Genomic DNA, 22745 nt, shown 5'->3' on the forward strand with positions numbered 1-22745 from the left:
CCCCCTCAGGGCCGAGGGGCGGGCACCGTCGCGTCCGGCGCGCTGACCTTCGGCCGGTCCCGGTCGCCCGCGCGCAGCACGCTCGCGAAGGCGACGAGCCCGCCGGACAACACGGTCACCAGCCCGAACGACACCATCAGGCTGGTCGCCTGGGCCAGCGTGCCGATCGCGCCCGGCGCGATCAGACCTGAGGTGTACGTGATCGTCGCGACGCCCGCGATGGCCAGACTGGGATTGGACCCGCTGCGCCCAGCCGCGGCGAAGCACAGCGGCACGACCACCGCGATGCCCAGGCCCATCAGCGCGAAGCCGCTCATCGCCACCGCCGGATGATCCGAGACGACGATCAGCAGTCCGCCGAGAACGGCGAGCACGCCGCTCGCACGCACGGTGCGCACGGAGCCGTACCGGTCCACCACCTTGTCCCCGGCGATCCGGGCGATCGCCATGGTGAGGGTGAAGCCCGTGGTGCAGGCCGCCGCCAGAGCGGCCGACGCCTGCAGCTGGTCACGCAGATAGACCGCCGACCAGTCCAGGCTCGCGCCCTCCGCGAACACCGCGCAGAACCCGACCGCGCCGACGAGCAGCGCCGACCTGGGCGGCAGCGCGAAGCGCGGCGGCGGTTCCTCGTCCTCGGCGGGCTGGAGGTCGAGCACCCAGGCGCACGCGGCCACGCCGAGTACGGTCAGGACGGCCGCCGCCAGGGCGTGGTGCAGCCGGGCGTCCGCGCCGAGGTGCGCGGCGAGCGTGCCGCCCGCCGAGCCGATCAGGGCGCCCGCGCTCCACATGCCGTGCAGGCCGGACATGATCGACTTGCCCAGGCGGTTCTCCACCTCGACGCCGAGCGCGTTCATCGCCACGTCCGCCATACCCGCCGTGGCGCCGTACGTGAACAGGGCCAGGCACAGCGTCAGCAGGTTCGGGGCGAGGGCGGGCAGGGTCAGCGAGAGCGTCCACAGTGCGGTCAGGCCGCGCAGGGCGTTCCGCGCGCCGAAGCGGTGGCTGATCCGGCCCGCGAGCGGCATCGCGACGGAGGCGCCGAGCGCCGGGAAGGCGAGAGCGAGCCCCAACTGGCCCGCGCTCACCCCGGCATGGTCCTGGATCCACGGCACGCGGGTCGCGAAGGAGCCGGTGACGGCGCCGTGCACGGCGAAGACGGCGGCCACGGCATACCGGGCCCGCCTCACCTCACGTAGGTCGTACACCACTGCGCTCATTCTCCGGCCCCTCCCTCGCTCATGGTCCCCGCTGGCGCCGCGTAAACTATCAGGAACCCTGCCTGATAGATAGCGGATTACCGGTCGCCCGATCTGGAAGGATCCCGGCATGCCCGCATCCCCGAGTACCGCCCGAGCCATCAACGACCGGCTCGCCCTGCGTCTGCTCCAGCAGGAGGGTCCGTTGACGGCGGGGCAGTTGAAGCAGCTGACCGGCCTGTCCCGGCCGACCGTCGCCGACCTGGTCGAACGTCTCGCCGCCTCCGGGCTGATCGAGGTCGTGGGGGAGTCGGGCGAGCAGCGGCGCGGGCCGAACGCGAAGGTGTACGGTATCGTCGCCGACCGGGCCCATCTGGCCGCGCTCGACGTCCGCACCGAGGGCGTCTCCGTCGTCGTCTCCGACCTGCTCGGCAGGGTGCTCGCCGAGGCGTCCGTGCCGATCGGCGACGGCACCGGCACGGGACCGGCGGTGGAGCAGGCGGTCACGCTGGTCGAACGCGCGGTGAAGGAGGCGGGGGCGCTGGCGGCGCCTCCACGCGGGCCCGTCAGGGAATGGGGGCGGCTGCACACCGTAGGGATCGGCGTGCCCGGCCTGATCGACCCGGCCGACGGTGAACTGCGGGACTCCTCGGGCCTGCCGGAGTGGCATCGCCGACTGGTGGCCGCCCTCCAGGAACGCCTTCCGGACGCCCGCCTCAGCGTCGAGAACGAGACCAACCTCGCCGCCCTGGCCGAGATGCGCGACGGCGCCACCCGGGACCGCGACACCTTCGTCCTGCTCTGGCTCGGCATGGGCATCGGCGCCGCCGTCGTCCTCGACGGCCGACTCCGCCGCGGCGCCTCCGGCGGCACGGGCGAACTCGGCTTCCTGCCGGTACCGGGTACCGCCGGCCTGCCGTCGGCGACCGGCTGCGAGGGCGGCTTCCACTCCCTGGCCGGCGCGGCGGCGATCGCGACGCTGGCGGCGGAGCACGGGGTCACCGCATCCGGCGCGGCCGACGAGCCGCATGCGGCCCGGCTGGTGCGTGCGGCGGTGGGGCGGGTGGCAGCGGCAGCGGAAGGCGTGCTCGACGCGGCCGGACGCGTCATCGATGGCGGCGCTGAGGGCCCGGCCGCCGAGGTCGAAGCAGCCCACCGCTTCCTCGACGCCCTCGCCGACCGCGTCGTCCTGGGCGCCGCCGCCGTCGTCTCCGTACTGGACCCCGGTTGTGTGGTGCTGGCGGGCGAGGTCGGCCGGGCCGGTGGGGATGAGCTGGCGGCCCGGGTGCACATGCGCCTCACCCGGATGTCGCCGCTGCCCACGGAGGTACGCGCCAGCAGCCTGGGGGGCGGCGCGGTGCTGCGCGGCGCCCTGCTGACCGCTCGCGCCCGGGCTCAGGAGGAACTGTTCGCGCCGGGGGACCGGTAGCCGGCGGGCACGCCGCTCCCGGCTGTCCTCGAACGTCCCTCCCTCATGGCCGGTTTCGTTGCGTGGGGCGTTGTTGTCTGCTCGCGCCCGGGCTCAGGGGGAGTTGTTCGTGTCGGGGGTGCGGTAGTCGGTGGGCAGGCTGCTCAGGGGTGTCGCCTTCCTTCGAGCCGGGCCGCGAGGTACTCCTCGAACGTTCCCTTCCCCACGGCCAGTTCTGGCGTGAGGTGCCCGCCCGCGCGGAATGCCCGGTACGTGCGGCCCGCCAGGGGGACGTTCACGATCCGCCGCCTGCGCCCGGTCACGTCGAGATACGCGCGGGCCAGCGATTCCAAGGACCGTACCGCCGGTCCTCCCATGTCCTCGACGCGTCCGGCAGGACCACCCGCGGCCAGCTCGGCGAGCCGGTTCGCGACCTCGGCCACCTCGATCGGCTGGTCGGAGACACCGGCCGGCAGCAGCATCACGGGCGGCTTGGCGAGCATCCCGAACACCTGCACCAGCAGATCGTGGAACTGGGTCGCGCGCAGCACCGTCCAGCCCAGCCCCGACCCCTCGATCAGCTTCTCCACGGCGAGCTTGGTCTTGTAGTAGCCGAACGGCACCCGGTCCACACCGACGATCGAGATGTAGACCAGATGGCCCACACCCGCCCGGCGCGCGGCTGCGACGAGATGGTTCGCGGCCTGCTCGTCGCCGCGCGGCGTGGTCGCGCAGTGCACGATCGTGTCCACACCGGCGACAGCCTCGTCCAGCCCGCTGCCGCCCTCGCGCAGATCGACGGCGTACGGCTGCGCGTGCCTGCTGAGCACCCGCACCTCGTGCCCGTCCGCACGCAGTCGCTCGGTGACGATCCGGCCGAGCGTTCCGGTACCGCCGGTCACGAGGATCGTGGTCATGCTGCTTCAGTCCCTTCGGCGCCGGGTGCTCCCGGCTGGAGCGCCCCTCACCAGACAGGACCGGACAGCCTCCCGAAATGTGACACGCGCTGCCGAGCCGTCACCCTGCCGGCCGCGTACAGACGGGGAGTGGCAGGGCCCGGCGACGGGCAAGGGCCGTCGTCACCGCCGCCGGGCCGGTCTGCTCGGGGTGAGACCTTGGGGCCGATCCTAGAAAGGACTAGACCAGTGGGTCAATAGGTGTGGACCACTCTCAAGGTCGCGGTGCTCCGCGTGACTTGTGCCGCCATGAGCAGCGTGGAAAGTCCAGACGCGCCCCTTGTGAGCCACTCCACAACCTCCGCCCGTATAGATCTCGATCAGGCGTGGCACACTTGCTGTACCAGAAGCAGCGCACTCCGGGGTCGGTGAAACTCCGAACCGGCGGTTAAAGTCCGCGACCCGGTCGCCTCCAGCGATCGGTTGACCAGGTGAAATTCCTGGACCGACGGTTAAAGTCCGGATGGGAGGCAGTGCGCGGCGGGCGGGCATTCGTGCGCGCCGCCGATCATCTCGTCCCCTCAGGGGCGGGTTCGTACGGCGCAGCCCCAATGCCGCAGTCCGTTGATCCTGTCGTCATCGACAGCCCCGGAGTCCGTGCCCGAAGAGGCAGGAGGACCCGGGAAGTGTTCACCGGAATCGTCGAAGAGCTGGGCGAGATCACCGCCGTCGAGAACCTCGGCGACGCCTCCCGCTTCCGACTGCGCGGCCCCGTCGTCACCGAGGGCGCGAAGCACGGCGACTCCATCGCCGTGAACGGCGTCTGTCTCACCGTGGTCGACCACGAGGGCGACGAGTTCACCGCCGACGTCATGGCCGAGACCCTCAACCGCTCCAGCCTGGGCGTCCTCGCCGTAGGCTCCCGCGTCAACCTCGAACGCCCCACCGCGGTCGGCGCACGCCTCGGCGGGCACATCGTGCAGGGCCATGTCGACGGCACCGGCGAGGTCCTGGAGCGCAAGCCGTCCGACAACTGGGAGATCGTGAAGATCTCCCTCCCCTCGGACCTCGCGCGCTATGTCGTCGAGAAGGGCTCCATCACCGTCGACGGCATCAGCCTCACCGTCGTCGACGCGGGCCCCGACTACTTCTCCGTCAGCCTGATCCCCACCACCCTCGCCCTGACCACGCTCGGCCTCAAGCAGCCCGGCGACCCGGTCAACCTTGAGGTCGACGTCATCGCCAAGTACGTCGAGCGGCTTCTCGCGGCGGGCCGAGAGGCGGACCGGTGAACTGGCTGAACTCCGAGGCGTTCGTCGTCTTCGACCAGCACATCATCTGGTCGGACATGGCCGGCAACGTCGTCGGCCTGATCGCCCTCGCCCTCGGCTGGCAGCGCTCCCTGTGGACCTGGCCGGTGCAGTTCGCCGCTGGCCTCATCCTCTTCGGCGCGTTCTTCGGCCATCTGACGGGCAGCGCCGGCAAGCAGGCGGTCGTCATGGCCGTAGCGCTGTACGGCTGGTGGCGGTGGCAGCGCGGCGAGGAGCGCGCGGCGGACGGCCACATCTCCGTCCGGTTCGCCACCTGGCCCGAGCGCGCGGCGATGGTCGCCGCCGCCGCCGCGGGCACGGTCGCGGTGGCCCTGCTTTTCACGGCATACCCGTCCCTGTCCTGGGACCCCTGGCCGGACGCGTACATCTTCGTCGGCACCCTCGTCGCCATGTACGCCCAGGCCCGCGGCATGGTCGAGTTCTGGTTCGCGTGGCTGCTCGTCGACCTCGTCGGCGTGCCGCTCAACTTCGCCAACGGCTACGTCTTCTCCGGCTACGTCTACGTCATCTACGGCGCACTCGTCCTGTGGGGCATGCGCGACTGGTGGCTGCGCTCCCGCAACGACGCGCGGCCCGTTCTGGAAGGAGCGCCGGCATGAGCGCGGCACCTGTCCTGTACAGCACCGACAACATCGAAAACTGGTCTCTCGACCCGATCGAGCAGGCCATCGCGGACATCGCCGCCGGCCGCCCGGTCGTGGTCGTCGACGACGAGGACCGGGAGAACGAGGGCGACCTCGTCGTCGCCGCCGAGATGGCGACCCCGGAGATCGTCGCCTTCATGATGAGCGAGTGCCGTGGCCTGATCTGCGCCCCCATGGAGGGCGATGAACTGGACCGGCTGCGGCTGCCGCAGATGGTCGAGGACAACACCGAGTCCATGAAGACCGCGTTCACCGTCTCCGTGGACGCCTCCACGGCGCACGGCGTGAGCACCGGCATCTCCGCGACCGACCGCGCCACCACACTCCAGCTCCTCGCGCGCGGTGACGCACAGGCCGACGACTTCGTCCGCCCCGGCCACATCTTCCCGCTGCGTGCCAGGTCCGGCGGAGTGCTGGTGCGCAACGGCCACACCGAGGCCGCCGTCGACCTCGCCCGCCTCGCCGGACTGCGCCCGGCCGGCGCGATCGTCGAGATCGCGGGAGAGGACGGCCGTATGCTCCGCCTCCCGGAACTGATCCCGTTCGCCCGCAGGCACGGCCTGACGATCGTCTCCATCGAGGACCTGATCGCCTACCGCCGCACCTCGGAGCCCACCGTCCGCCGCGAGGCCGAGACCCAACTCCCCACCGCCTTCGGCGACTTCACGGCCTACGGCTACCGCTCCACCGTCGACGGCGTCGAGCATGTCGCTTTGGTGCACGGCGAGATCGGCGACGGTGAGGACGTCCTCGTCCGCGTCCACTCCGAATGCCTCACCGGCGACATCTTCCACTCCCTGCGCTGCGACTGCGGTCCCCAGCTGCAGGCCTCCATGGAGCGCATCCAGGCCGAGGGCAGGGGAGTGGTGGTATATCTGCGCGGCCACGAGGGCCGAGGCATCGGCCTGCTGTCCAAACTGCGGGCGTACGAGCTTCAGGAGCGCGGTCGCGACACCCTCGACGCCAACCTGGAACTCGGCCTGCCCGCCGACGCCCGGGACTACGGCGCCGGCGCCCAGATCCTCGAAGACCTCGGCATCCGCAGCGTGCGCCTGATGACCAACAACCCCGACAAGACCGACGCGCTCGTCCGGCACGGCCTCAAGGTCATCGACCGCGAGCCGATGCCCGTACAGGCGGGCGAGCACAACCTCCGCTACCTGCGCACCAAGCGGGACCGGATGGGGCACGACCTGCCCTGGCTGGACACGACCACCGTGTCCGCCTGCGGCAACCAGTGAGAGAGCGACGAGGAGAGACGTGAGCGGCAAAGGTGCACCGGAACTGTCCGTACGCAATGTGGGCGACCTGCGGGTCGCCGTCATCGCGGCACAGTGGCACGAGAAGGTGATGGACGGCCTGGTGGACGGCGCCCTGCGCGCCCTGCACGACCTCGGCATCGACGAGCCGACCCTGCTGAGGGTCCCCGGCAGCTGGGAACTCCCCGTCGTCGCCAAGGTGCTGGCGGGCCGCGGCTACGACGCGATCGTCGCCCTCGGTGTCGTCATCCGCGGCGGCACTCCCCACTTCGAGTACGTCTGCCAGGGCGTCACCCAGGGCCTCACCCAGGTCTCCGCCGACACCGGCGTCCCCGTCGGCTTCGGCGTGCTGACCTGCGACACCGAGGAACAGGCCCTCGACCGGGCCGGGCTGCCCGGCTCCAACGAGGACAAGGGGCACGAGGCGGTGACGGCCGCGGTGGCGACGGCGGCGACCCTCCGCTCAGTATCCGAGCCGTGGCGCTAGGTGGGCCGGGACACCGCGTAAAGTGGGCGCCACCATGTCCAAGAAGACGTTCGAGGAGCTCTTCGCCGAGCTCCAGCAGAAGGCCGCAGACGGCGATCCCGCCACTTCCCGCACCGCAGAGCTGGTCGAGAAGGGCGTCCATGCCATCGGCAAGAAGGTCGTCGAAGAGGCCGCCGAGGTCTGGATGGCCGCCGAGTACGAGGGCAAGGAGGCAGCCGCCGAGGAGATCTCGCAGCTGCTCTACCACGTTCAGGTGATGATGGTCGCCCGCGGCATCTCCCTGGACGACGTCTACGCCCACCTGTGAAGCCCAGCCCCACGCAACACCCTTCAAGCAAAGGAAGCCGACCTCATGCTGCGCATCGCCGTGCCCAACAAGGGTTCACTGTCCGGCCCTGCGGCGGAGATGCTGCATGAGGCCGGCTACCAGCAGCGCCGCGAGTCCAAGGAACTGAGGATCGTCGACCCGCACAACGAGGTCGAGTTCTTCTACCTCCGCCCCCGCGACATCGCGATCTACGTCTCCTCAGGCCGCCTCGACATCGGCATCACCGGACGCGACCTGCTCATCGACTCCGGCGCCAACGCCGAGGAGATCCTCCCGCTCGGCTTCGCCCGCTCCACCTTCCGCTACGCCACCAAGCCGGGCACGGCCAAGGGCGTCGAAGACCTGGACGGCATGACGGTCGCCACTTCCTATGAGGGCATCGTCGCGAAGCACCTCGCCGACCACGGCATCGACGCCTCCGTCGTCCACCTCGACGGTGCTGTCGAGACCGCCATCGAACTCGGTGTCGCCGAAGTCATCGCCGACGTCGTCGAGACCGGCACCTCCCTGCGCAACGCGGGCCTCGAAGTCATCGGCGAGCCCATCATGAAGTCCGAGGCCGTCGTGATCCGCCGTACCGGAGCGGACGGCGAGGAGCCCAAGGTGCAGCAGTTCCTGCGCCGCCTCCAGGGCGTCCTGGTGGCCCGGACGTACGTGATGATGGACTACGACTGCCGCGTCGAGCAGTTGGAGAAGGCCGTCGCGCTCACGCCCGGCCTGGAGTCGCCGACCGTCTCCCCGCTGCACAACGAGGGCTGGGTCGCCGTCCGTGCGATGGTCCCCGCCAAGGAAGCCCAGCGGATCATGGACGACCTGTACGACATCGGCGCCCGGGCCATCCTGACCACGGCCATCCACGCCTGCCGCCTCTGAGAGGCGGTGGAGAACATGTCCGACCTGCCTGCCCTCCCCGTCACCTTCCGGCCGGGCCGCACCCGGGCCGTCCTGCTCACCGCCGCCGCCGCGATCTTCGTCGTCATCACGACGATCGCGCTGCTGCTGGAGCGGCTCAACCCGGGCGAGCGCATCAGCTTCGTCTTCGTGGCGGCCCTGCTGTGCGGTGTGCTCCTGGTGCTCTCCCGGCCGAAGGTGGTCGCCGACGAGTCGGGGGTGACCGTCGTGAACATCGCCAGCCGGCGACATCTGGAATGGGCCGAAATCCTCCAGGTGAACCTGCGTCCGGGCGACCCCTGGGTGTTCCTCAACCTCAGCGACGGCACCAGCCTGCCCGCGCTCGGCATCCAGCCGGGTATCGCCAAGCAGCGTGCCATCGCCGACGCCAGGACCCTGCGGGCACTCGCCGAAGCCCGTTCGACGGGGGATCTGCTGTAGCGGGCCCTGTCTTGATTAATCTGTTGGCGGAGGCGTTCTCGTTGCGCCTCCGCCGCTGATGTGCCACCGGTCTTCAGAGGCCCCCTGCTACCCGAGGAGTGACTTCCTCCAGCGATGGACGGATCGTCCTGTAGTACCTGCGCCGCCCCCTCCCGACATCCCGAGGCGGCGGCATGACCATCCCCCTGCTGCTCCTGGGAGCGGCGTTCCTGCTGATTCTGGCCAACGGTTTCTTCGTGGCGGCCGAGTTCGGTCTCGTCACCGTCGAGGCCACGGACGCAGAGAAGTCCGCGGCCGAGGGCGACCAACGGGCCCGTACCGTCGTCGAGTCCCTCAAGGAGCTGTCCTTCCAGCTCTCCGGCACCCAGCTCGGCATCACCATCACCTCCCTCGTCGTCGGCATGCTCGCCGAACCGGCGCTCGCGCAGCTGCTGGACGGGCCCATCACCGCGACCGGCATCCCCGAGGGAGCCGTCTCCGGGGTGGCCGTGGTCATCGGCATGCTGCTGGCCTCGGCCGTGCAGATGGTGATCGGCGAACTCGTGCCCAAGAACTGGGCGGTCTCCCGGCCCATGCAGGTCGCGCGCTTCGTCGCCGGCCCGCAGCACGCCTTCGCACGGCTGTTCCGTCCGGTGATCGCCGGGCTGAACGCGGTCGCGAACCGGCTCGTCCGCACCCTGGGCATCGAGCCCGCCGAGGAGCTGGCCTCCGCCCGCACCCCCGGCGAACTGGTCTCCCTGGCCCGGCACTCCGCACGCGCCGGCGCCCTGGAACAGGACACCGCGGACCTGTTCGTACGGACCCTGTCGCTCGGCGAGCTGACCGCACAGCACGTCATGACCCCGCGCGTGAAGGTCAGCGCGCTGCAGTCCTCGGCGACCGCCGAAGACGTGGTCAACCTCACCCGGGCCACCGGACTGTCCCGCTTCCCGGTCTACCGCGAGCGGATCGACGAGATCGTCGGCATGGTCCATCTCAAGGACGCCCTGGCGATCCCCTCGCCCGAACGGCTGCGCACCCCCGTCACCCGGATCGCGCAGTCGCCTCTGCTGGTCCCCGAGACCCTGCCGGTGCAGCCCCTGCTGGCCCGGCTGCGCAGCGAGCAGCCCATCGCCGTCGTCGTCGACGAGTACGGCGGCACGGCCGGCGTCGTCACCCTGGAGGACATCGTCGAGGAGATCGTCGGCGAGGTCCGCGACGAGCACGACGGTCAGGACCTGCCCGAACTCGCCCCCGCCCCGCCGGAGGACGGCAGGCCCGCGTGGGACGCCGACGGCAGCTGCCGCGTCGACATCCTCCAGCGCATAGGCCTCGACGTGCCCGAAGGACCGTACGAGACGGTGGCCGGCCTGGTCGCCGACCTGCTCGGCCGGATCCCGGCCGTCGGCGACAAGGCCGAACTGCCGGGCTGGCGGCTGGCGGTACGGCAGGTCGGCCACTACCGCGCCGAGCGGGTACGGCTGGTCAGGACCGCTCTGGTCGCCGCGGAGGCCGTCCGATGAGCGTGCTCCAGCTGCTGTTCGCCGGGCTGCTCGTGCTCGCCAACGGCTTCTTCGTCGGCGCCGAGTTCGCCCTGGTCTCCGTACGCCGCAGCCAGATCGAACCGCTCGGCACGGCTCGGGCCCGGCAGGTGCTCTACGGCCTGGAACGGCTGCCGCAGATGATGGCCGCCGCCCAGTTCGGCATCACCGTCTGCTCGCTGACGCTGGGCGCGGTGGCCGAGCCGACGGTCGCGCACATCCTGGAACCGTTCTTCGAGTGGATCCACCTTCCGCACGCGATGATCCATCCGGTGGGCTACGTCATCGCCCTCGCCACCGTCGTCTTCTTCCACCTCGTCATCGGCGAGATGGTCCCGAAGAACCTCGCGATGGCCGCCCCGGAGAAGACCGCGCTGTGGCTCAGCCCCGGCCTGGTCGCCTTCGCCCGCCTCTGCAAGCCGATCACCGTGGCCCTCGGCGCCTGCGCCCAGGGCATCCTGCGGCTCTTCCACGTCGAGCCCAAGGACGAGGTGGAGGCGGTCTTCACCAGCGAGCAGCTCAACCGGCTGGTGGAGGACTCCGGCCAGGCGGGTCTGCTCGACCCCGAGGAGCAGGAGCGGCTGGAGGACGCGCTGGAGCTTGGCTCCCGGCCGGTCACCGATGTGCTCCTCGGCCGGGAGTCGCTGGTGACCGTGCCTCCCTCGGTCACCCCGGGCGGGATCATCGAGCTCACCGCCCGCACCGGCTATTCCCGCTTCCCCGTCGTCGCCGACAACGGGGCTTTCATGGGGTACCTGCACGTCAAGGACGTACTCGACCTGGAGGATTCCGAGCGGGCGGTGCCGCAGCGGATCTGGCGGCAGATGACGACCCTGCGGTCGGAACTGCCGCTGGACGACGCGCTGACGGTGATGCGGCGCGCGGCGACGCACCTGGCGCAGGTGGCCGACGGGGCAGGGAAGGTGCTGGGGCTGGTGGCGCTGGAGGACGTGCTGGAGCTGTTGGTGGGGGAGGTACGGGACCCCGCGCATCGTGCGGTGACCGCTGTGCCGAAGGTGTCCGAGCCGCGGTCGGGGGCGCCGGAGGAGGTACTGGCAGGGTGATTGCCGCCGCCGCTGCGGAGTCGTGCCGCCCCGGGCCGCACGACCGCCCGCAGGCTCAGCGGCGTTATGTCGGGGACGGGTCCTGCGGCCCCCTCCCCGACAGCACCTCCCCGTACGCCTGCATCAGATCCGGCAGCCGCAGTGTCGACAAGTCGTCCCGAGTCAGCGTCCCGGGGTAGGCCGACAACCGCAGATCCCGGTACGCGCAGCTCTTCTCGTACAGCGTCCGCAGGAACCGCCCGTTACCCAGCTCGTCGATCCACCCCTGGTCGACGACGTGCCCGGCGATGGACCGCAGCTCGTCCAGCGCGTCCTCGTCCCAGACGTCCCCGTTCTCCGTGGCCAGTACTTCGCCGATGGAGGTGAGTTCGAGGGGCCGGTAGGAGGGGAAGTCGACGCGGGTGGTGAAGCGGGAGGACAGGCCGGGGTTGGCGGCGAGGAGACGGTCCATGCCCTCGGGGTAGCCGGCCAGGATCACCACCAGGTGGTCTCGGTTGTCCTCGGCCCGCTTCAGCAGGACCTGGAGCGCTTCGTCGCCGTACGCGTCCCCCTTGCCGTAACCGGAGTTGGAGAGCGAGTAGGCCTCGTCGACGAAGAGGACGCCGCCGATCGCGGAGTCGATGAGTTCGTTGGCCTTCACCGCTGTCTGGCCGAGGTACTCGCCGACCAGATCGGCGCGCTGGGCTTCCACCAGGTGGTCGCCGCCGAGCAGGCCGAGGGCGTAGAAGACCCGCCCCAGGATTCGCGCCACCGTGGTCTTCCCCGTCCCGGACGGGCCGGAGAACACGAAGTGCCGCTTGGGCGGCTGAACCGGCAGTCCCTGCCCCGCCCGCAGCCGGGCCATGTTCAACTGCGCCGACAACGCCTTGACTTGGCGCTTCACCGGCTCCAGGCCCACCATGCGCTCAAGCTCGGCGAGCGCCTCCTCCAGCAGCGCGGGGTCGGTCGGTCCGGTCGGCAGGGACGGTGTCGGGACGATCGACTTCTCCCGCACGGCCGGATCGATCACTGACGACAGCGGGCCGGTGGCCGGCAGGTCGGGCCCGGACAGCTTCAGGTCCCGGCCCTCGGTGCCGAAGAGCGGGTCGAGGGCGTCCGGTCCGTCGATGACGTCCTGCCCACCGGACAGGGTGATCGCCGCGAGGCCGGTGGCGTCGTCGTACCCGTCGCCCTCGGCGATCGCGGCGAGCCGGGCCGAGGTGTCCATGAAGGCGGGGTCGACGCGGTGCACCGCCCGGTAGAGCGGGAGGGCGGCGGCCGACCGGCCCGTCCCCTCGTGGGCCCGGGCCAGCCAGTAGCGCAGTTCCTTGCGCTGGGGCTGTTCGCTGCGGCAGCGCATCAGCGCCGCGGAGAGAAGGGGTTCGGCCTGGCCGTACATCTCCAGCCGGACCCGGGCCATGCCGCCGAACAGACCCGCCTCGATGCCGAGCATCTGGTCGCCGATCAGCGGATCGGTGTGCCGGACGAGCTGTTCCCAGTCCTTGACCAGATAGGCGCGGCAGGCGTGCAGGAAGCGGACCTGATGATCGGTGTCCACCGGTGGCAGGCCCGCGAGGGCCCGGTCGAGTTCAGGGACGTGGCGGCCGTCCAGCCAGTGGGAGGCGTGCGCGAGCAGCAGGTCGCGCGGGCTCTCCAGCACGGGCTGCACCCACCAGCCCAGCCAGTACCAGGAGTTGAGGTTGCGGCGGTGCCGGGCGCGCTGTTCGCCGAAGCGGTCCCGGTGCCGGAACATCCTCAGCAGCGCGGTCGTCGTGTCGACGCGCAGCGCGTGCAGGCCGAGCCAGCCGTCGGCCATCCCGGGATCCATCCGCACCGCGGTCCGGAACTCCTCCTCCGCCTGCGGATAAGCGCCCATGGTGTAGGCGTCGACGCCTCGCATCCAGGCCAGGTCGGCCGGGGCCTCGGGGCCCTGCGTGCCGAAGTCCATCACGTCCCCCCACAAACCGTGCCCCCGTTCGGTTCGCCGCCGGGCCCGGTGCCCGTCGGCAGCCTTGGTGTCGAACCGCCGTAGCGCGGACCGGAGTTGCAACGGTGCGCAGAGCAGCCGTCCGAAGGTCGCAACGAGGGCATCGTACCTGCGGGTGCACGGCCCGCCCCAGGGTGCCGCACGGGCCGTTTGGCGAGGTGGGAGCAGATGGGGCGCACTCGGTCCGGTCACCGAGGGTGAGCGGATGATGCCGGGCAGCGCCCGAAATGGGCGAAGAGGGCAGAACGAAGCCCCCGATCACGGGGGAACAACCGGGGGCCTCGCGTCTGTGGGCGGCTCTCAAATGGCCGCACATTGAGAACGTAAGACCTGTACGGCCCCCGGGTCAAGCCGAGTTGGGGGACTCCGCGAACTCGGCCGACAAGGGTCTTCACGAGTTCAGCACATTGCCGATGGCCCGTCACCGTGCGTGAGATCCTGGTCCGGGCCAATCGTTCCAGCGGGTCCCGGGAAGACCTTGTATCCCTTTTCGCACTGTCGTACCAGGAGGTCGGCGAAGGGGCGCGAAGGGTCATCGGCGAAGTGCCGTCGCTCCGCCTCGACCCACCCGGCCCAGAACTCCCGCTGCTCCTCCCCGTCCCGGGCCTGCCCGCGTGTCCAGGCCTCCTCGCGGGGCAACTCCATCCACAGCAGCTGGGCCAGGTGCGGGCGCAGTGCCCGGCGGCCGGCGCCGACGCCCTCGACGAGGATCACGGGAGCGTCCGGCACGAGGCGCTCCGGGCCGAAACGGCGGGCCCGCCAGTCGTACGGGGCATAGCGCGCGCTCCCGCCCCGGGCGAGCGGCTCGATCACCTGGGCCAGCAGCCGGTCCGTCCAGTCGAACAGTTCCTCGTGGCTGGCGATGTCGTCGAGACGGAGCACGGGAGCGCCGCCCAGCGCGTCCGCCAACTGTCCGGCGAACGTGGACTTTCCGGAGCCGGCGTGTCCGTCGATCCCGACCAGGCGGACCGCACCGCAGGACGGGGAGAGACGACGGAGCCGGAGGGCGAGGTCGTGAATGGTGGTTCCCGGGGGAGCGGACGGGGGTGAATTCATTCTAGGCGCGGGATGCGCCGCAGGTCGTGGCAGTGGTCGACACCAATATCGGTCGGTGTGGCGACGGTGGATGTGCTCGCGGGAGCACACCGCCGCCGTTCATAGTGAGGTGCACTACCGTGCACCGAAACTGCCCCGACTCGGACACCTGGGAGTCTTCCGCGCATGAGCACAGCCGAACTGCCGTCCCGCAGAAGCGTTTTGGCTGCCGTCGTCGGCGCGGCCGTCGCGGGCGGCGCGTCCGCCGCGGTCCCGGCCGACGCCGCGGCGGACGCCGAAGATCCTGCGCAGGCCCCGGCGCGCTTTGTCGACAACCGCGCCTGGACCACGTACGCCGACTGGCGGGGTGGCACCGCGCGCGGCACCCGGGCCGTCGACGGAGCCCGCCCCGGCCTCGTGCTCGACGCCCCGGCGGGCACCGTCGACTACACCGACCCGCACACCGGCACGACGGCCCCCTGGGAGTACGCGACCTGGACGTCCCCCGTCCACCGGCTCTCCGTCCCCTCGACCGAGGCGATCGCGTCGTGGAACGCGCACACCCCGGAGGGCACCTGGCTCCAGGTCGAGTTGCAGGGGACGTATGCGGACGGCACGAACACCCCTTGGTATGTGATGGGCCGCTGGGCCGCGGGTGACCGGGACATCAAGCGCACGTCGGTCGACGACCAGAGCGATCGCAAGAGCAGCATCTGGACGGACACCTTCGCGATCGACGACCCGTCGACGGGCCTGCGGCTGACGTCGTACCGGCTGCGGCTCACCCTCTACCGCAAGCCGGGCACGACGAGCACCCCCACCGTGTGGCGGCTGGGCGCGATGGGCTCCGACGTCCCCGACCGCTTCACCGTCCCGGCCTCCACGCCCGGCGTCGCCAGGGAGCTGAGCGTCCCGCGCTACTCGCAGGAGATCCACAAGGGCCAGTACCCCGAGTACGACAACGGCGGCGAGGCCTGGTGCAGCCCCACCTCCTCGCAGATGATCATCGAGTACTGGGGCGGCCGTCTCACCCCCGAGCAGCTGGCCTGGGTCGACCCGTCGTACGCCGATCCGCAGGTGTGCCACGCGGCCCGGTTCACCTACGACCACCAGTACGCGGGCTGCGGCAATTGGCCGTTCAACGCGGCCTACGCCGCCACCTTCAAGGGGCTCCAGGGTGTCGTCACCCGGCTGGGCTCGCTCACCGACCTGGAGACGCTGATCGCGGCCGGCATCCCGGCCATAACGTCCCAGTCCTTCCTGGCGAGCGAGCTGACGGGGGCGGGGTACGGGACCGCCGGGCACCTGATGACGGTCATCGGGTTCACGGCGGACGGCGATGTGATCGCGGGCGACCCGGCCGCGCCCGGCAACGAGGCGGTGCGACGGGTCTACAGGCGCCGGGAGTGGGAGAACATCTGGCTCCGCACCAAGCGGTACAACGCATCCGGCAACGTCGTCTCCGGCACGGGCGGCGTCTGCTATCTGTACTTCCCCGCGCAGCCGACCACCCGGCAGCGCATGGCGCTGGAGGCGGTGGGCGTGCGCTGACCTGTCGGATCGGCTGTGACCGAAGTCTCGGCCGCAAAAGCCCCTGATGGTGGCAAGGTGGACAGCATGACCGCGAACGCAGCCACCGCCGCCCGTGCCCGCACGGGCGGCCCCGGGGACGACGGCCCGAAGATCCTCGAACACGCCATGGGCTGGACCCTCGTCGTGGTCGTCGCGATGCTCGTGGCCCAACTCGGGCTGCTGTGACCTGATCCCCTGTTCGACCTGACATACTGCGGATGTCCCGCAGCCCGTTGAAGACCAGGGTCGAAATTGCATATCAGCCAACAGCGCGACGCCGAACGCCCCCGGGTGCGCGGCACCGAGCGCTCGCTGGCGCGTCGCGCCGAACTCATCGCCATCGGGCGGAAGTTGTTCGCCGACACGTCCTACGACGCGCTCTCGATGGACGACATCGCCCGGCAGGCGCAGGTGGCCAAGGGGCTGATCTACTACTACTTCCAGTCCAAGCGCGGCTACTACCTGGCGATCATCAAGGACTCCGTCGCCGACCTGGTCACCTATGCCGCGAGCGGCCTCGAACTGCCGCCGGTGCAGCGCGTCCACCGCACGATCGACAGCTATCTGCGCTACGCGGAGCACAACCAGGCCGCCTACCGCACCATCGTCAGCGGGGGCGTCGGCTTCGACGCCGAGGTGCACGCCGTCCGGGACGGGGTGCGCGAGGCGATCGTCGCGACCATCGCCGAGGGCGCGTACGGTCGCAGTGACATCGCCCCGCTGGCCCGCATGGGCCTGCTCGCCTGGGTGTGCAGCGTCGAGGGTGCCGCCCTCGACTGGATCGACCGCCCCGAACTCTCCCGCGACATCATGTGCGAGCTGCTGGTGAAGTCGCTGGGCGGCGCGATGCGCGCCATCGAGGAACTGGATCCGGCCTACCCCGCTCCGCAGCCCGCCCGCCGGGACAACTGACAGCACAAGGGGCGGAGGTCTCGTGGTCCTCTGCCCCAAGTCCCCCGTGGGACCGGCTGGTTGATCGCCTTGATCAGCTCGCCGCCGGCCGTGTCAGTGGTGCCGCCCACGGTGCCGGTCGCCGGGCGCGTGGTCCTGAGCGCCTCGCAGTCCGCGATGCCGTCCTCCCGGGTGCCGTCCGCCGGTCCGGTCGCGGGCGTGGAATCCGATGCCGGGCAGCAGCTTCGCGGCCGGAACGCGGGGGGCCGTGCTCCGTGTCACCCTCCGTCGGTCGTCGCGTGCTCTGAGTGTCCGGAGGTTTCTTGGAGTAAGCGGTCGTTAACTGGTGACTGAGGGCCTATGATCGGGCATACTCACAGCGCCGAGCCGCTGGTCAGCACCTTCCGTGACCCGGGAGAACCGAGCATCGGCCCGCATCGAGACAGACCCGGCGGAGCCGCCCCATCACCAGGCGCGCGCCGTCAGCGCCCGTCAGGGAGGAGAGCGTCGCCATGACCGACCGCGCCCCGCAGCCGGTGGACCGACAACTGCCCACGGACGAGGCACGGGATCTGCTCGCCCTCGTTCGCGACATCGCTCAGCGCGAGATCGCCCCGAAGGCGGCCGAGGAGGAGGGCGCGGGACGCTTTCCGCGCGAGATCTTCACCCTGCTCTCGGAGTCCGGCCTCCTCGGACTGCCCTACGACTCGGAGTACGGCGGCGGCGACCAGCCGTACGAGGTCTACCTCCAGGTCCTCGAAGAGCTGGCCGCGGTCCGGCTCACCGTCGGCCTCGGGGTGAGCGTCCACTCCCTGTCCTGCCATGCGCTCGCCAACTACGGCAGCAAGCAGCAGCAGGTCGAGTTCCTGCCGGGCATGCTCGGCGGCGGGCTGCTCGGCGCGTACTGCCTGTCCGAGCCGTCGTCCGGTTCGGATGCCGCCTCCCTGCGGACGAAGGCCGTGCGGGACGGCGACCACTGGACGATCACCGGCACCAAGGCCTGGATCACCCACGGCGGAGTCGCCGACTTCTATACGGTCATGGCCCGCACCGGCGCGGAGGGCCCGCGCGGGATCACCGCGTTCCTGGTGCCCGGCGACGCGGAGGGGCTGAGCGCGGCGGCGCCGGAGAAGAAGATGGGCATGAAGGGGTCGCCGACCGCGCAGGTCCACCTCGACGGGGTGCGGGTGCCGGACGCACGGCGGATCGGCGACGAGGGACAGGGCTTCGCGATCGCCCTCGCCGCGCTCGACTCCGGGCGGCTCGGCATCGCGGCCTGCGCGATCGGCCTGGCGCAGGCGGCGCTCGACGAGGCGCTGGCGTATGCCACCGGGCGGCAGCAGTTCGGGCGGCCGATCTCCGACTTCCAGGGGCTGCGCTTCCTGCTCGCCGACATGGCGACCCAGATCGAGGCGGGCCGCGCCCTGTATCTGGCGGCGGCGCGGCTGCGGGATGCCGGCCGGCCGTTCGCCAAGCAGGCCGCCATGGCCAAACTGCACTGCACCGACACCGCGATGAAGGTCACCACGGACGCCGTCCAGGTCCTCGGCGGGTACGGCTACACGGCCGACTTCCCGGTCGAGCGCTATATGCGCGAGGCGAAGGTGCTGCAGATCGTCGAGGGCACGAACCAGATCCAGCGGATGGTCATCGGCCGTCATCTCGCGGGTCCCGAGACCCGCTGACCTGACTCAGCCCGCGCGGCGGCGCCGCGAGCCGGACCCACTCAGGGTCGTGGCGCCCCGGCAGGGTGCGTCCGCGGTCGGCCCACTTGCGCATGAGGTCGCGGTAGATGGGGGGATCCTGGGGCTGCGGCGGTGCCGGCGGAACCGACCTTGCGGGCGCCGGAACGAACACCCGGCGGGCTCGTCCCGTCGCCGGATAGATGGGGGTCATACCTGGCCAACGTCAGGGCTGATCGACAGGTCACCGGGCCGCCTAATCGTCCGTGAGTTCGCGGACGTATTGCTCTGAATATGCTCTCCTCCGACAATCTGGCCCGGGTGAGCACATGGCGCCCGGCGACCGCGACCGGACCATGAGGTACGGGCGCAGCGGTACGGGCGTCGGACGCGCTGGGGTAGGACCGGATGCGGCTCGCGGGCGGACCGCCGCGCATCCTCGCCGAACGGCCGCTGCAGGACTTCGTGTTGACCTGCGCGGGCGATCCGGCGGACCCGGACGGGCTGTCGTACGACATCGACTGGTCGGCCGACTTCCCGGCCGTGTGGGAGCCGCGCCACCGGCAACGGCGCGGCCACCGGCTCACCCTGGAGGACAGCTGCTTCGTCCGGGCGGGCGACTGCGACGGCTGGATACGCGCCGGCGGGCAGGAGATACGCCTCGGTGCCGGGGCATGGACCGGGACGCGTGACCGCGGTTGGGGTGTGCGCCCGATCCCCGGCGAGGACGGCGGCCGGTTCGCCGCGGAGCACCCGACCGAGGGCTTCCACTGGATCTGGTGCCGGTCCGTTTCGAGGACCGCTTCCTGATGGTCATCACCCTGGAGGAGGCCGGCGGCCACCGCTCGGTCAACTACGCCACCCTCGTCCGCCCCGGCGACCCACACGAGCCGACGGAACCGGAGGTGGAGACCCTGACACGGCATCTGGCGCGGCCACGGCTGGGCCGACCGCCGCACCTACGACCTCTCGGCCCCGTGCGAGGTCGATCTCGGCTGGACCGGGTACCTGCACCGCTTCTTCCACGATCCGACCGTCGCCTTCGGACGGCGCGGCCCGCCGGACTTCCTGGGCCGGGACGGGGTGAGCAGCGCTATGCGCGGCTCACCGGCCACACCCCGTGTGACAGGCGGACCCGGACGCACGGATCCTGCACCACCGCAGCCTGCGAGCCGTGGTGCAGGGCAGCACCGGGATTGAGCGTTCAGGCGGCGTGACGCCGCATCACGGGGACCCGCATGGGGCGCGAACCCGGTCCGCCGACGTGCGAGAAGGGCTGCTTGCGCCAGTCCAGCCCCTGAGGAAGCGTCAGCAGGAGGGCGGTGTCCTGCTCCTGGGGCTCGGCCGACTCGTCCGCGGGACGGGACTCGGCCGCGCGACGGCCGGTCCCGGCGCAGACCGTGAGACCGAACGGGTTCCACGGCGACGCGCACAGCGCGTGCTCCGGCAGGACCTCCTCGTCCGCCAGCAGGGCGATGGGCTGTGCGCAGTCCGGGCACAACACCCGGTACATCTCAAAGGTGTCGTACGCGTCGACTTCCTCCGCTTCGAGAGCCTCGGGAGCGTCGGGTTCGACGCCCTCCGGCTCGGGCTCGACGACCGGCTGCTGCCGCTTGGGCGCGGTACGACCAGGGCGCTTCACACTCTGCATGGGATTCTCCCCCTCGGGCTGGGCCGTGACGGCACTGCGGCCTCGACCACAGCAAGCACTTCCCGTCCGGTCTTGGCGTTAATCACGGGAACATCACGGAGGCTCCGGCGGGCCTGTGGCGTTCGTCACATGCCATCTGCAGGTGCCCGGCGTGGCGCGTTTGTCCCTCAGGCCGCTCACAGGCTGCTCTCGGCCACATCACGAACCGGGTATGACCTGGAGTGCTCAGGTATCCGAGGAGATCAACGGCACTGTAGGTTCTTGCGCCATGGAGGAGCTGGACCGACAGATCGTGCAGCTGCTCGTCAAGGACGGGCGGATGAGCTACACCGACCTGGGCAAGGCCACGGGCCTGTCCACGTCGGCCGTGCACCAGCGCGTGCGCCGGCTGGAACAGCGCGGCGTCATCCGCGGGTACGCCGCGGTCGTCGACCCGGAGGCCGTCGGGCTGCCCATGACCGCCTTCATCTCGGTCAAGCCGTTCGACCCCAGCGCCCCCGACGACATCGCCGAGCGGCTGGCCGACGTGCCCGAGATCGAGGCCTGCCACAGCGTCGCGGGCGACGAGAACTACATCCTCAAAGTGCGCGTGGGCACCCCGCACGAGCTGGAGGAGCTGCTGGCCCGGCTGAGGTCGCTGGCGGGGGTCTCGACGCGCACGACGGTGGTGCTGTCGACGCCGTACGAGGCACGGCCGCCGCGGATCTGACCGCCCTGCCGACAGGCCGCCGCGCGCAAGGCGCGAAACTGTCCCTCATGAGTGAACGCGCTGCCGCCTCGCCCCGAACCGTCCTCCTGCGCCGCGGGGAGGTCCACAGCCCCGCCGATCCGTTCGCGACCGCGATGGTCGTCGAGCGCGGTCAGGTCGCTTGGGTGGGCTCGGAAGGCGCCGCCGACGCCTTCGCCGACGATGTGGACGAGATCGTGGATCTCGACGGCGCCCTCGTCACCCCCGCGTTCACCGACTCCCACGTCCACACCACGTCCACCGGCCTCGCCCTCACCGGCCTGGACCTGTCCACCGCCCCCTCCCTCGGCGCGGCCCTCGCGGCGGTGCGTGAATTCGCCGCTGACCGGCCGGAAGACCGGGTCCTCCTCGGGCATGGCTGGGACGCCGCCCGCTGGCCCGGCGGCCGTCCCCCCACCCGCGCGGAACTCGACGAGGCCACGGGCGGCCGTCCCCTGTATCTGTCCCGCATCGACGTCCACTCGGCGGTCGTCACCACCGCCCTGCTCGACCTGGTCCCCGGCGGTATCACCCCCGCCGACGAACCTCTCACCCGCGACGCCCATCACGCCGTTCGCGCCGCAGCGTTCGCAGCCGTGACGCCCGCACAGCGCGCCGAGGCCCAGCGCACCACCCTCGCCCACGCCGCCTCCGTCGGCATCGGCTCGGTCCACGAGTGCGCCGGCCCCGACATCTCCTCGGAGGACGACTTCACGGGCCTGCTGCGGCTCGCGGCCGAGAAGCCGGGCCCGCGCGTGGTGGGCTACTGGGCCGAGCAGGATGTCGAGAAGGCGAGCGAACTGGGCGCCATCGGCGCGGCCGGCGACCTGTTCGTCGACGGCTCCCTCGGCTCGCACACCGCCTGTCTGCACGAGCCGTACGCCGACGCCGGCCACACCGGCACCGCCTACCTGGACGCCGCGGCGGTGGCCGCCCATGTCGCCGCCTGCACCGAGGCGGGCCTCCAGGCGGGCTTCCACGCGATCGGGGACGCCGCCGTGACCGCCGTGGTGGACGGCGTGCGCGCCGCCGCCGAGAAGGTCGGCCTCGCCCGCGTCCGGGCCGCCCGGCATCGTGTCGAGCACGCCGAGATGCTCACCCCCGACACCGTCGCCGCCTTCGCCGAGTTCGGTCTGACCGCTTCCGTGCAGCCCGCCTTCGACGCGCTGTGGGGCGGCGAGGACGGCATGTACGCCCAGCGTCTCGGCGTACAACGGGCCCGCCTGCTGAACCCCTTCGCGGCTTTGCTGCGGGCCGGGGTTCCGCTCGCCTTCGGCTCCGACAGCCCGGTCACGCCCCTCGATCCGTGGGGCACGGTCCGGGCCGCCGCCTTCCACCGGACGCCCGAGCACAGGGTCTCCGTGCGCGCCGCGTTCACCGCGCACACCCGGGGCGGCTGGCGGGCGGTCGGACGGGACGACGCGGGGGTGCTGGTGCCGGGAGCGCCCGCGGACTATGCCGTGTGGCGCACCGACGCGCTGGTCGTGCAGGCCCCGGACGACCGGGTCGCACGCTGGTCGACCGACCCCCGTTCCGGCACGCCCGGCCTGCCCGATCTGAGCCCCGGCGCCGACCTCCCCGTCTGCCTGCGGACCGTGGTGGGCGGACGCACGGTGTTCGTACGGCCGGGCGAGTGACGTCCCGGGGTGGCGTGCACGAGATCGGTGTCCGACGCACTGTCGTGCGACCTGCGTATCCTCCGCACTGACCAGGGCTTTGAGTAGATATCCGCAGGTCAAAGGGCTGTTGACAGCCG

Annotated in this window: 21 protein-coding genes, 1 pseudogene and 1 riboswitch; of the genes and pseudogenes, 17 read left to right on the forward strand and 5 right to left on the reverse strand. The window is 71.3% G+C overall.

Translation table 11 applies throughout. The annotated features are described in order from the left end of the window. Nucleotides 1-5: 5 nt before the first annotated feature. The gene (locus GFH49_RS04635) at nt 6-1217 is read right to left on the reverse strand and encodes an MFS transporter (RefSeq protein WP_155054456.1); all 1212 of its coding nucleotides are present in this window, start codon (nt 1215-1217) and stop codon (nt 6-8) included. Nucleotides 1218-1326: 109 nt separating this feature from the next. Between GFH49_RS04635 and GFH49_RS04640 the strand changes: the two genes are divergently transcribed. Beyond that, the gene (locus GFH49_RS04640; RefSeq protein ID WP_155054457.1) at nt 1327-2625 is read left to right on the forward strand and encodes an ROK family transcriptional regulator; all 1299 of its coding nucleotides are present in this window, start codon (nt 1327-1329) and stop codon (nt 2623-2625) included. Nucleotides 2626-2768: 143 nt separating this feature from the next. Here GFH49_RS04640 and GFH49_RS04645 read toward each other — a convergent pair whose 3' ends face one another. Further along, nucleotides 2769-3521 (reverse strand): SDR family oxidoreductase, encoded by a 753-nt coding sequence (locus GFH49_RS04645; RefSeq protein ID WP_155054458.1) that lies wholly within the window; start codon nt 3519-3521, stop codon nt 2769-2771. A gap of 389 nt (nt 3522-3910) precedes the next feature. Further along, a riboswitch (FMN riboswitch) is annotated at nt 3911-4041 on the forward strand. 145 nt (nt 4042-4186) lie between these two features. Between GFH49_RS04645 and GFH49_RS04650 the strand changes: the two genes are divergently transcribed. The 9 genes from GFH49_RS04650 to GFH49_RS04690 all read left to right on the forward strand — a co-directional run bounded on the left by GFH49_RS04650 (nt 4187) and on the right by GFH49_RS04690 (nt 11465). Continuing rightward, nucleotides 4187-4792, forward strand: a complete 606-nt coding sequence (locus GFH49_RS04650) for a riboflavin synthase (protein WP_155054459.1) — start codon at nt 4187-4189, stop codon at nt 4790-4792. Further along, on the forward strand, nt 4789-5430 hold the full coding sequence (locus GFH49_RS04655; protein WP_155054460.1) for a nicotinamide mononucleotide transporter family protein: 642 nt from the start codon (nt 4789-4791) through the stop codon (nt 5428-5430). The genes GFH49_RS04650 and GFH49_RS04655 overlap by 4 nt, the downstream gene beginning before the upstream one ends. Further along, entirely contained in the window at nt 5427-6716 is a 1290-nt protein-coding gene (locus GFH49_RS04660) for a bifunctional 3,4-dihydroxy-2-butanone-4-phosphate synthase/GTP cyclohydrolase II (RefSeq protein ID WP_155054461.1), read from the forward strand. Before GFH49_RS04655 ends, GFH49_RS04660 begins: the two co-directional genes overlap by 4 nt. A gap of 19 nt (nt 6717-6735) precedes the next feature. After that, nucleotides 6736-7221, forward strand: coding sequence for a 6,7-dimethyl-8-ribityllumazine synthase (gene ribH, locus GFH49_RS04665; protein WP_155054462.1), 486 nt, complete (start codon nt 6736-6738; stop codon nt 7219-7221). 34 nt (nt 7222-7255) lie between these two features. After that, a complete protein-coding gene (locus GFH49_RS04670; RefSeq protein WP_155054463.1) occupies nt 7256-7528 on the forward strand; it encodes a phosphoribosyl-ATP diphosphatase in 273 nt (90 codons plus the stop codon). Between the two features lie 45 nt (nt 7529-7573). Beyond that, nucleotides 7574-8422 carry an ATP phosphoribosyltransferase gene (gene hisG / locus GFH49_RS04675; protein WP_155054464.1) on the forward strand — a complete coding sequence of 283 codons (849 nt, stop codon included), beginning with the start codon at nt 7574-7576 and terminating at the stop codon, nt 8420-8422. A 15-nt stretch (nt 8423-8437) separates the two neighbouring features. Beyond that, on the forward strand, nt 8438-8881 hold the full coding sequence (locus GFH49_RS04680; RefSeq protein WP_155054465.1) for a PH domain-containing protein: 444 nt from the start codon (nt 8438-8440) through the stop codon (nt 8879-8881). A 173-nt stretch (nt 8882-9054) separates the two neighbouring features. Then, complete coding sequence (locus GFH49_RS04685) at nt 9055-10383, forward strand: hemolysin family protein (RefSeq protein WP_155054466.1); 1329 nt, start codon at nt 9055-9057, stop codon at nt 10381-10383. Then, nucleotides 10380-11465 (forward strand): hemolysin family protein, encoded by a 1086-nt coding sequence (locus GFH49_RS04690; RefSeq protein WP_155054467.1) that lies wholly within the window; start codon nt 10380-10382, stop codon nt 11463-11465. The genes GFH49_RS04685 and GFH49_RS04690 overlap by 4 nt, the downstream gene beginning before the upstream one ends. A 64-nt stretch (nt 11466-11529) precedes the next feature. On the opposite strand, the gene GFH49_RS04695 is transcribed toward GFH49_RS04690, so the two are convergent. Continuing rightward, a complete protein-coding gene (locus tag GFH49_RS04695) occupies nt 11530-13392 on the reverse strand; it encodes an AAA family ATPase (RefSeq protein ID WP_155054468.1) in 1863 nt (620 codons plus the stop codon). Between the two features lie 438 nt (nt 13393-13830). Continuing rightward, nucleotides 13831-14487 carry a uridine kinase family protein gene (locus GFH49_RS04700; RefSeq protein WP_155054469.1) on the reverse strand — a complete coding sequence of 219 codons (657 nt, stop codon included), beginning with the start codon at nt 14485-14487 and terminating at the stop codon, nt 13831-13833. A 165-nt stretch (nt 14488-14652) separates the two neighbouring features. Between GFH49_RS04700 and GFH49_RS04705 the strand changes: the two genes are divergently transcribed. From GFH49_RS04705 to GFH49_RS41795, 5 genes and pseudogenes are all read left to right on the forward strand, one after another. Beyond that, a complete protein-coding gene (locus GFH49_RS04705) occupies nt 14653-16017 on the forward strand; it encodes a C39 family peptidase (RefSeq protein WP_155054470.1) in 1365 nt (454 codons plus the stop codon). Between the two features lie 66 nt (nt 16018-16083). After that, on the forward strand, nt 16084-16224 hold the full coding sequence (locus GFH49_RS04710) for an SCO1431 family membrane protein (protein WP_155054471.1): 141 nt from the start codon (nt 16084-16086) through the stop codon (nt 16222-16224). A gap of 66 nt (nt 16225-16290) precedes the next feature. After that, nucleotides 16291-16950 carry a TetR/AcrR family transcriptional regulator gene (locus GFH49_RS04715; protein WP_155054472.1) on the forward strand — a complete coding sequence of 220 codons (660 nt, stop codon included), beginning with the start codon at nt 16291-16293 and terminating at the stop codon, nt 16948-16950. Between the two features lie 491 nt (nt 16951-17441). Continuing rightward, the gene (locus GFH49_RS04720) at nt 17442-18614 is read left to right on the forward strand and encodes an acyl-CoA dehydrogenase family protein (RefSeq protein ID WP_155054473.1); all 1173 of its coding nucleotides are present in this window, start codon (nt 17442-17444) and stop codon (nt 18612-18614) included. A gap of 405 nt (nt 18615-19019) precedes the next feature. Next, nucleotides 19020-19800, forward strand: a pseudogene (locus GFH49_RS41795) (Rv3169 family protein); the annotation flags it as partial. A 15-nt stretch (nt 19801-19815) separates the two neighbouring features. On the opposite strand, the gene GFH49_RS04735 reads toward GFH49_RS41795, so the two are convergent. Continuing rightward, nucleotides 19816-20262, reverse strand: a complete 447-nt coding sequence (locus GFH49_RS04735) for a hypothetical protein (RefSeq protein WP_155054475.1) — start codon at nt 20260-20262, stop codon at nt 19816-19818. Nucleotides 20263-20530: 268 nt separating this feature from the next. Here GFH49_RS04735 and GFH49_RS04740 point away from each other — a divergent pair, with 268 nt between their 5' ends. Beyond that, on the forward strand, nt 20531-20971 hold the full coding sequence (locus GFH49_RS04740) for an Lrp/AsnC family transcriptional regulator (RefSeq protein WP_155054476.1): 441 nt from the start codon (nt 20531-20533) through the stop codon (nt 20969-20971). A gap of 47 nt (nt 20972-21018) precedes the next feature. Further along, a complete protein-coding gene (locus GFH49_RS04745) occupies nt 21019-22626 on the forward strand; it encodes an amidohydrolase (protein WP_155054477.1) in 1608 nt (535 codons plus the stop codon). Nucleotides 22627-22745 lie beyond the last annotated feature (119 nt).

Origin of the sequence: Streptomyces blattellae, from assembly GCF_009709555.1 — a bacterium.
GTDB lineage: Bacteria > Actinomycetota > Actinomycetes > Streptomycetales > Streptomycetaceae > Streptomyces > Streptomyces blattellae.

Excerpts from the sequence above, each read along its gene's own strand:
- GFH49_RS04635 (WP_155054456.1), bottom strand. The coding sequence starts at position 1,217 with ATGAGCGCAGTGGTGTACGACCTACGTGAGGTGAGGCGGGCCCGGTAT.
- GFH49_RS04640 (WP_155054457.1), top strand. The coding sequence starts at position 1,327 with ATGCCCGCATCCCCGAGTACCGCCCGAGCCATCAACGACCGGCTCGCC.
- GFH49_RS04645 (WP_155054458.1), bottom strand. The coding sequence starts at position 3,521 with ATGACCACGATCCTCGTGACCGGCGGTACCGGAACGCTCGGCCGGATC.
- GFH49_RS04660 (WP_155054461.1), top strand. The coding sequence starts at position 5,427 with ATGAGCGCGGCACCTGTCCTGTACAGCACCGACAACATCGAAAACTGG.
- GFH49_RS04670 (WP_155054463.1), top strand. The coding sequence starts at position 7,256 with ATGTCCAAGAAGACGTTCGAGGAGCTCTTCGCCGAGCTCCAGCAGAAG.
- hisG (WP_155054464.1), top strand. The coding sequence starts at position 7,574 with ATGCTGCGCATCGCCGTGCCCAACAAGGGTTCACTGTCCGGCCCTGCG.
- GFH49_RS04680 (WP_155054465.1), top strand. The coding sequence starts at position 8,438 with ATGTCCGACCTGCCTGCCCTCCCCGTCACCTTCCGGCCGGGCCGCACC.
- GFH49_RS04685 (WP_155054466.1), top strand. The coding sequence starts at position 9,055 with ATGACCATCCCCCTGCTGCTCCTGGGAGCGGCGTTCCTGCTGATTCTG.
- GFH49_RS04690 (WP_155054467.1), top strand. The coding sequence starts at position 10,380 with ATGAGCGTGCTCCAGCTGCTGTTCGCCGGGCTGCTCGTGCTCGCCAAC.
- GFH49_RS04695 (WP_155054468.1), bottom strand. The coding sequence starts at position 13,392 with ATGGACTTCGGCACGCAGGGCCCCGAGGCCCCGGCCGACCTGGCCTGG.
- GFH49_RS04700 (WP_155054469.1), bottom strand. The coding sequence starts at position 14,487 with ATGAATTCACCCCCGTCCGCTCCCCCGGGAACCACCATTCACGACCTC.
- GFH49_RS04705 (WP_155054470.1), top strand. The coding sequence starts at position 14,653 with ATGAGCACAGCCGAACTGCCGTCCCGCAGAAGCGTTTTGGCTGCCGTC.
- GFH49_RS04710 (WP_155054471.1), top strand. The coding sequence starts at position 16,084 with ATGACCGCGAACGCAGCCACCGCCGCCCGTGCCCGCACGGGCGGCCCC.
- GFH49_RS04720 (WP_155054473.1), top strand. The coding sequence starts at position 17,442 with ATGACCGACCGCGCCCCGCAGCCGGTGGACCGACAACTGCCCACGGAC.
- GFH49_RS04735 (WP_155054475.1), bottom strand. The coding sequence starts at position 20,262 with ATGCAGAGTGTGAAGCGCCCTGGTCGTACCGCGCCCAAGCGGCAGCAG.
- GFH49_RS04740 (WP_155054476.1), top strand. The coding sequence starts at position 20,531 with ATGGAGGAGCTGGACCGACAGATCGTGCAGCTGCTCGTCAAGGACGGG.
- GFH49_RS04745 (WP_155054477.1), top strand. The coding sequence starts at position 21,019 with ATGAGTGAACGCGCTGCCGCCTCGCCCCGAACCGTCCTCCTGCGCCGC.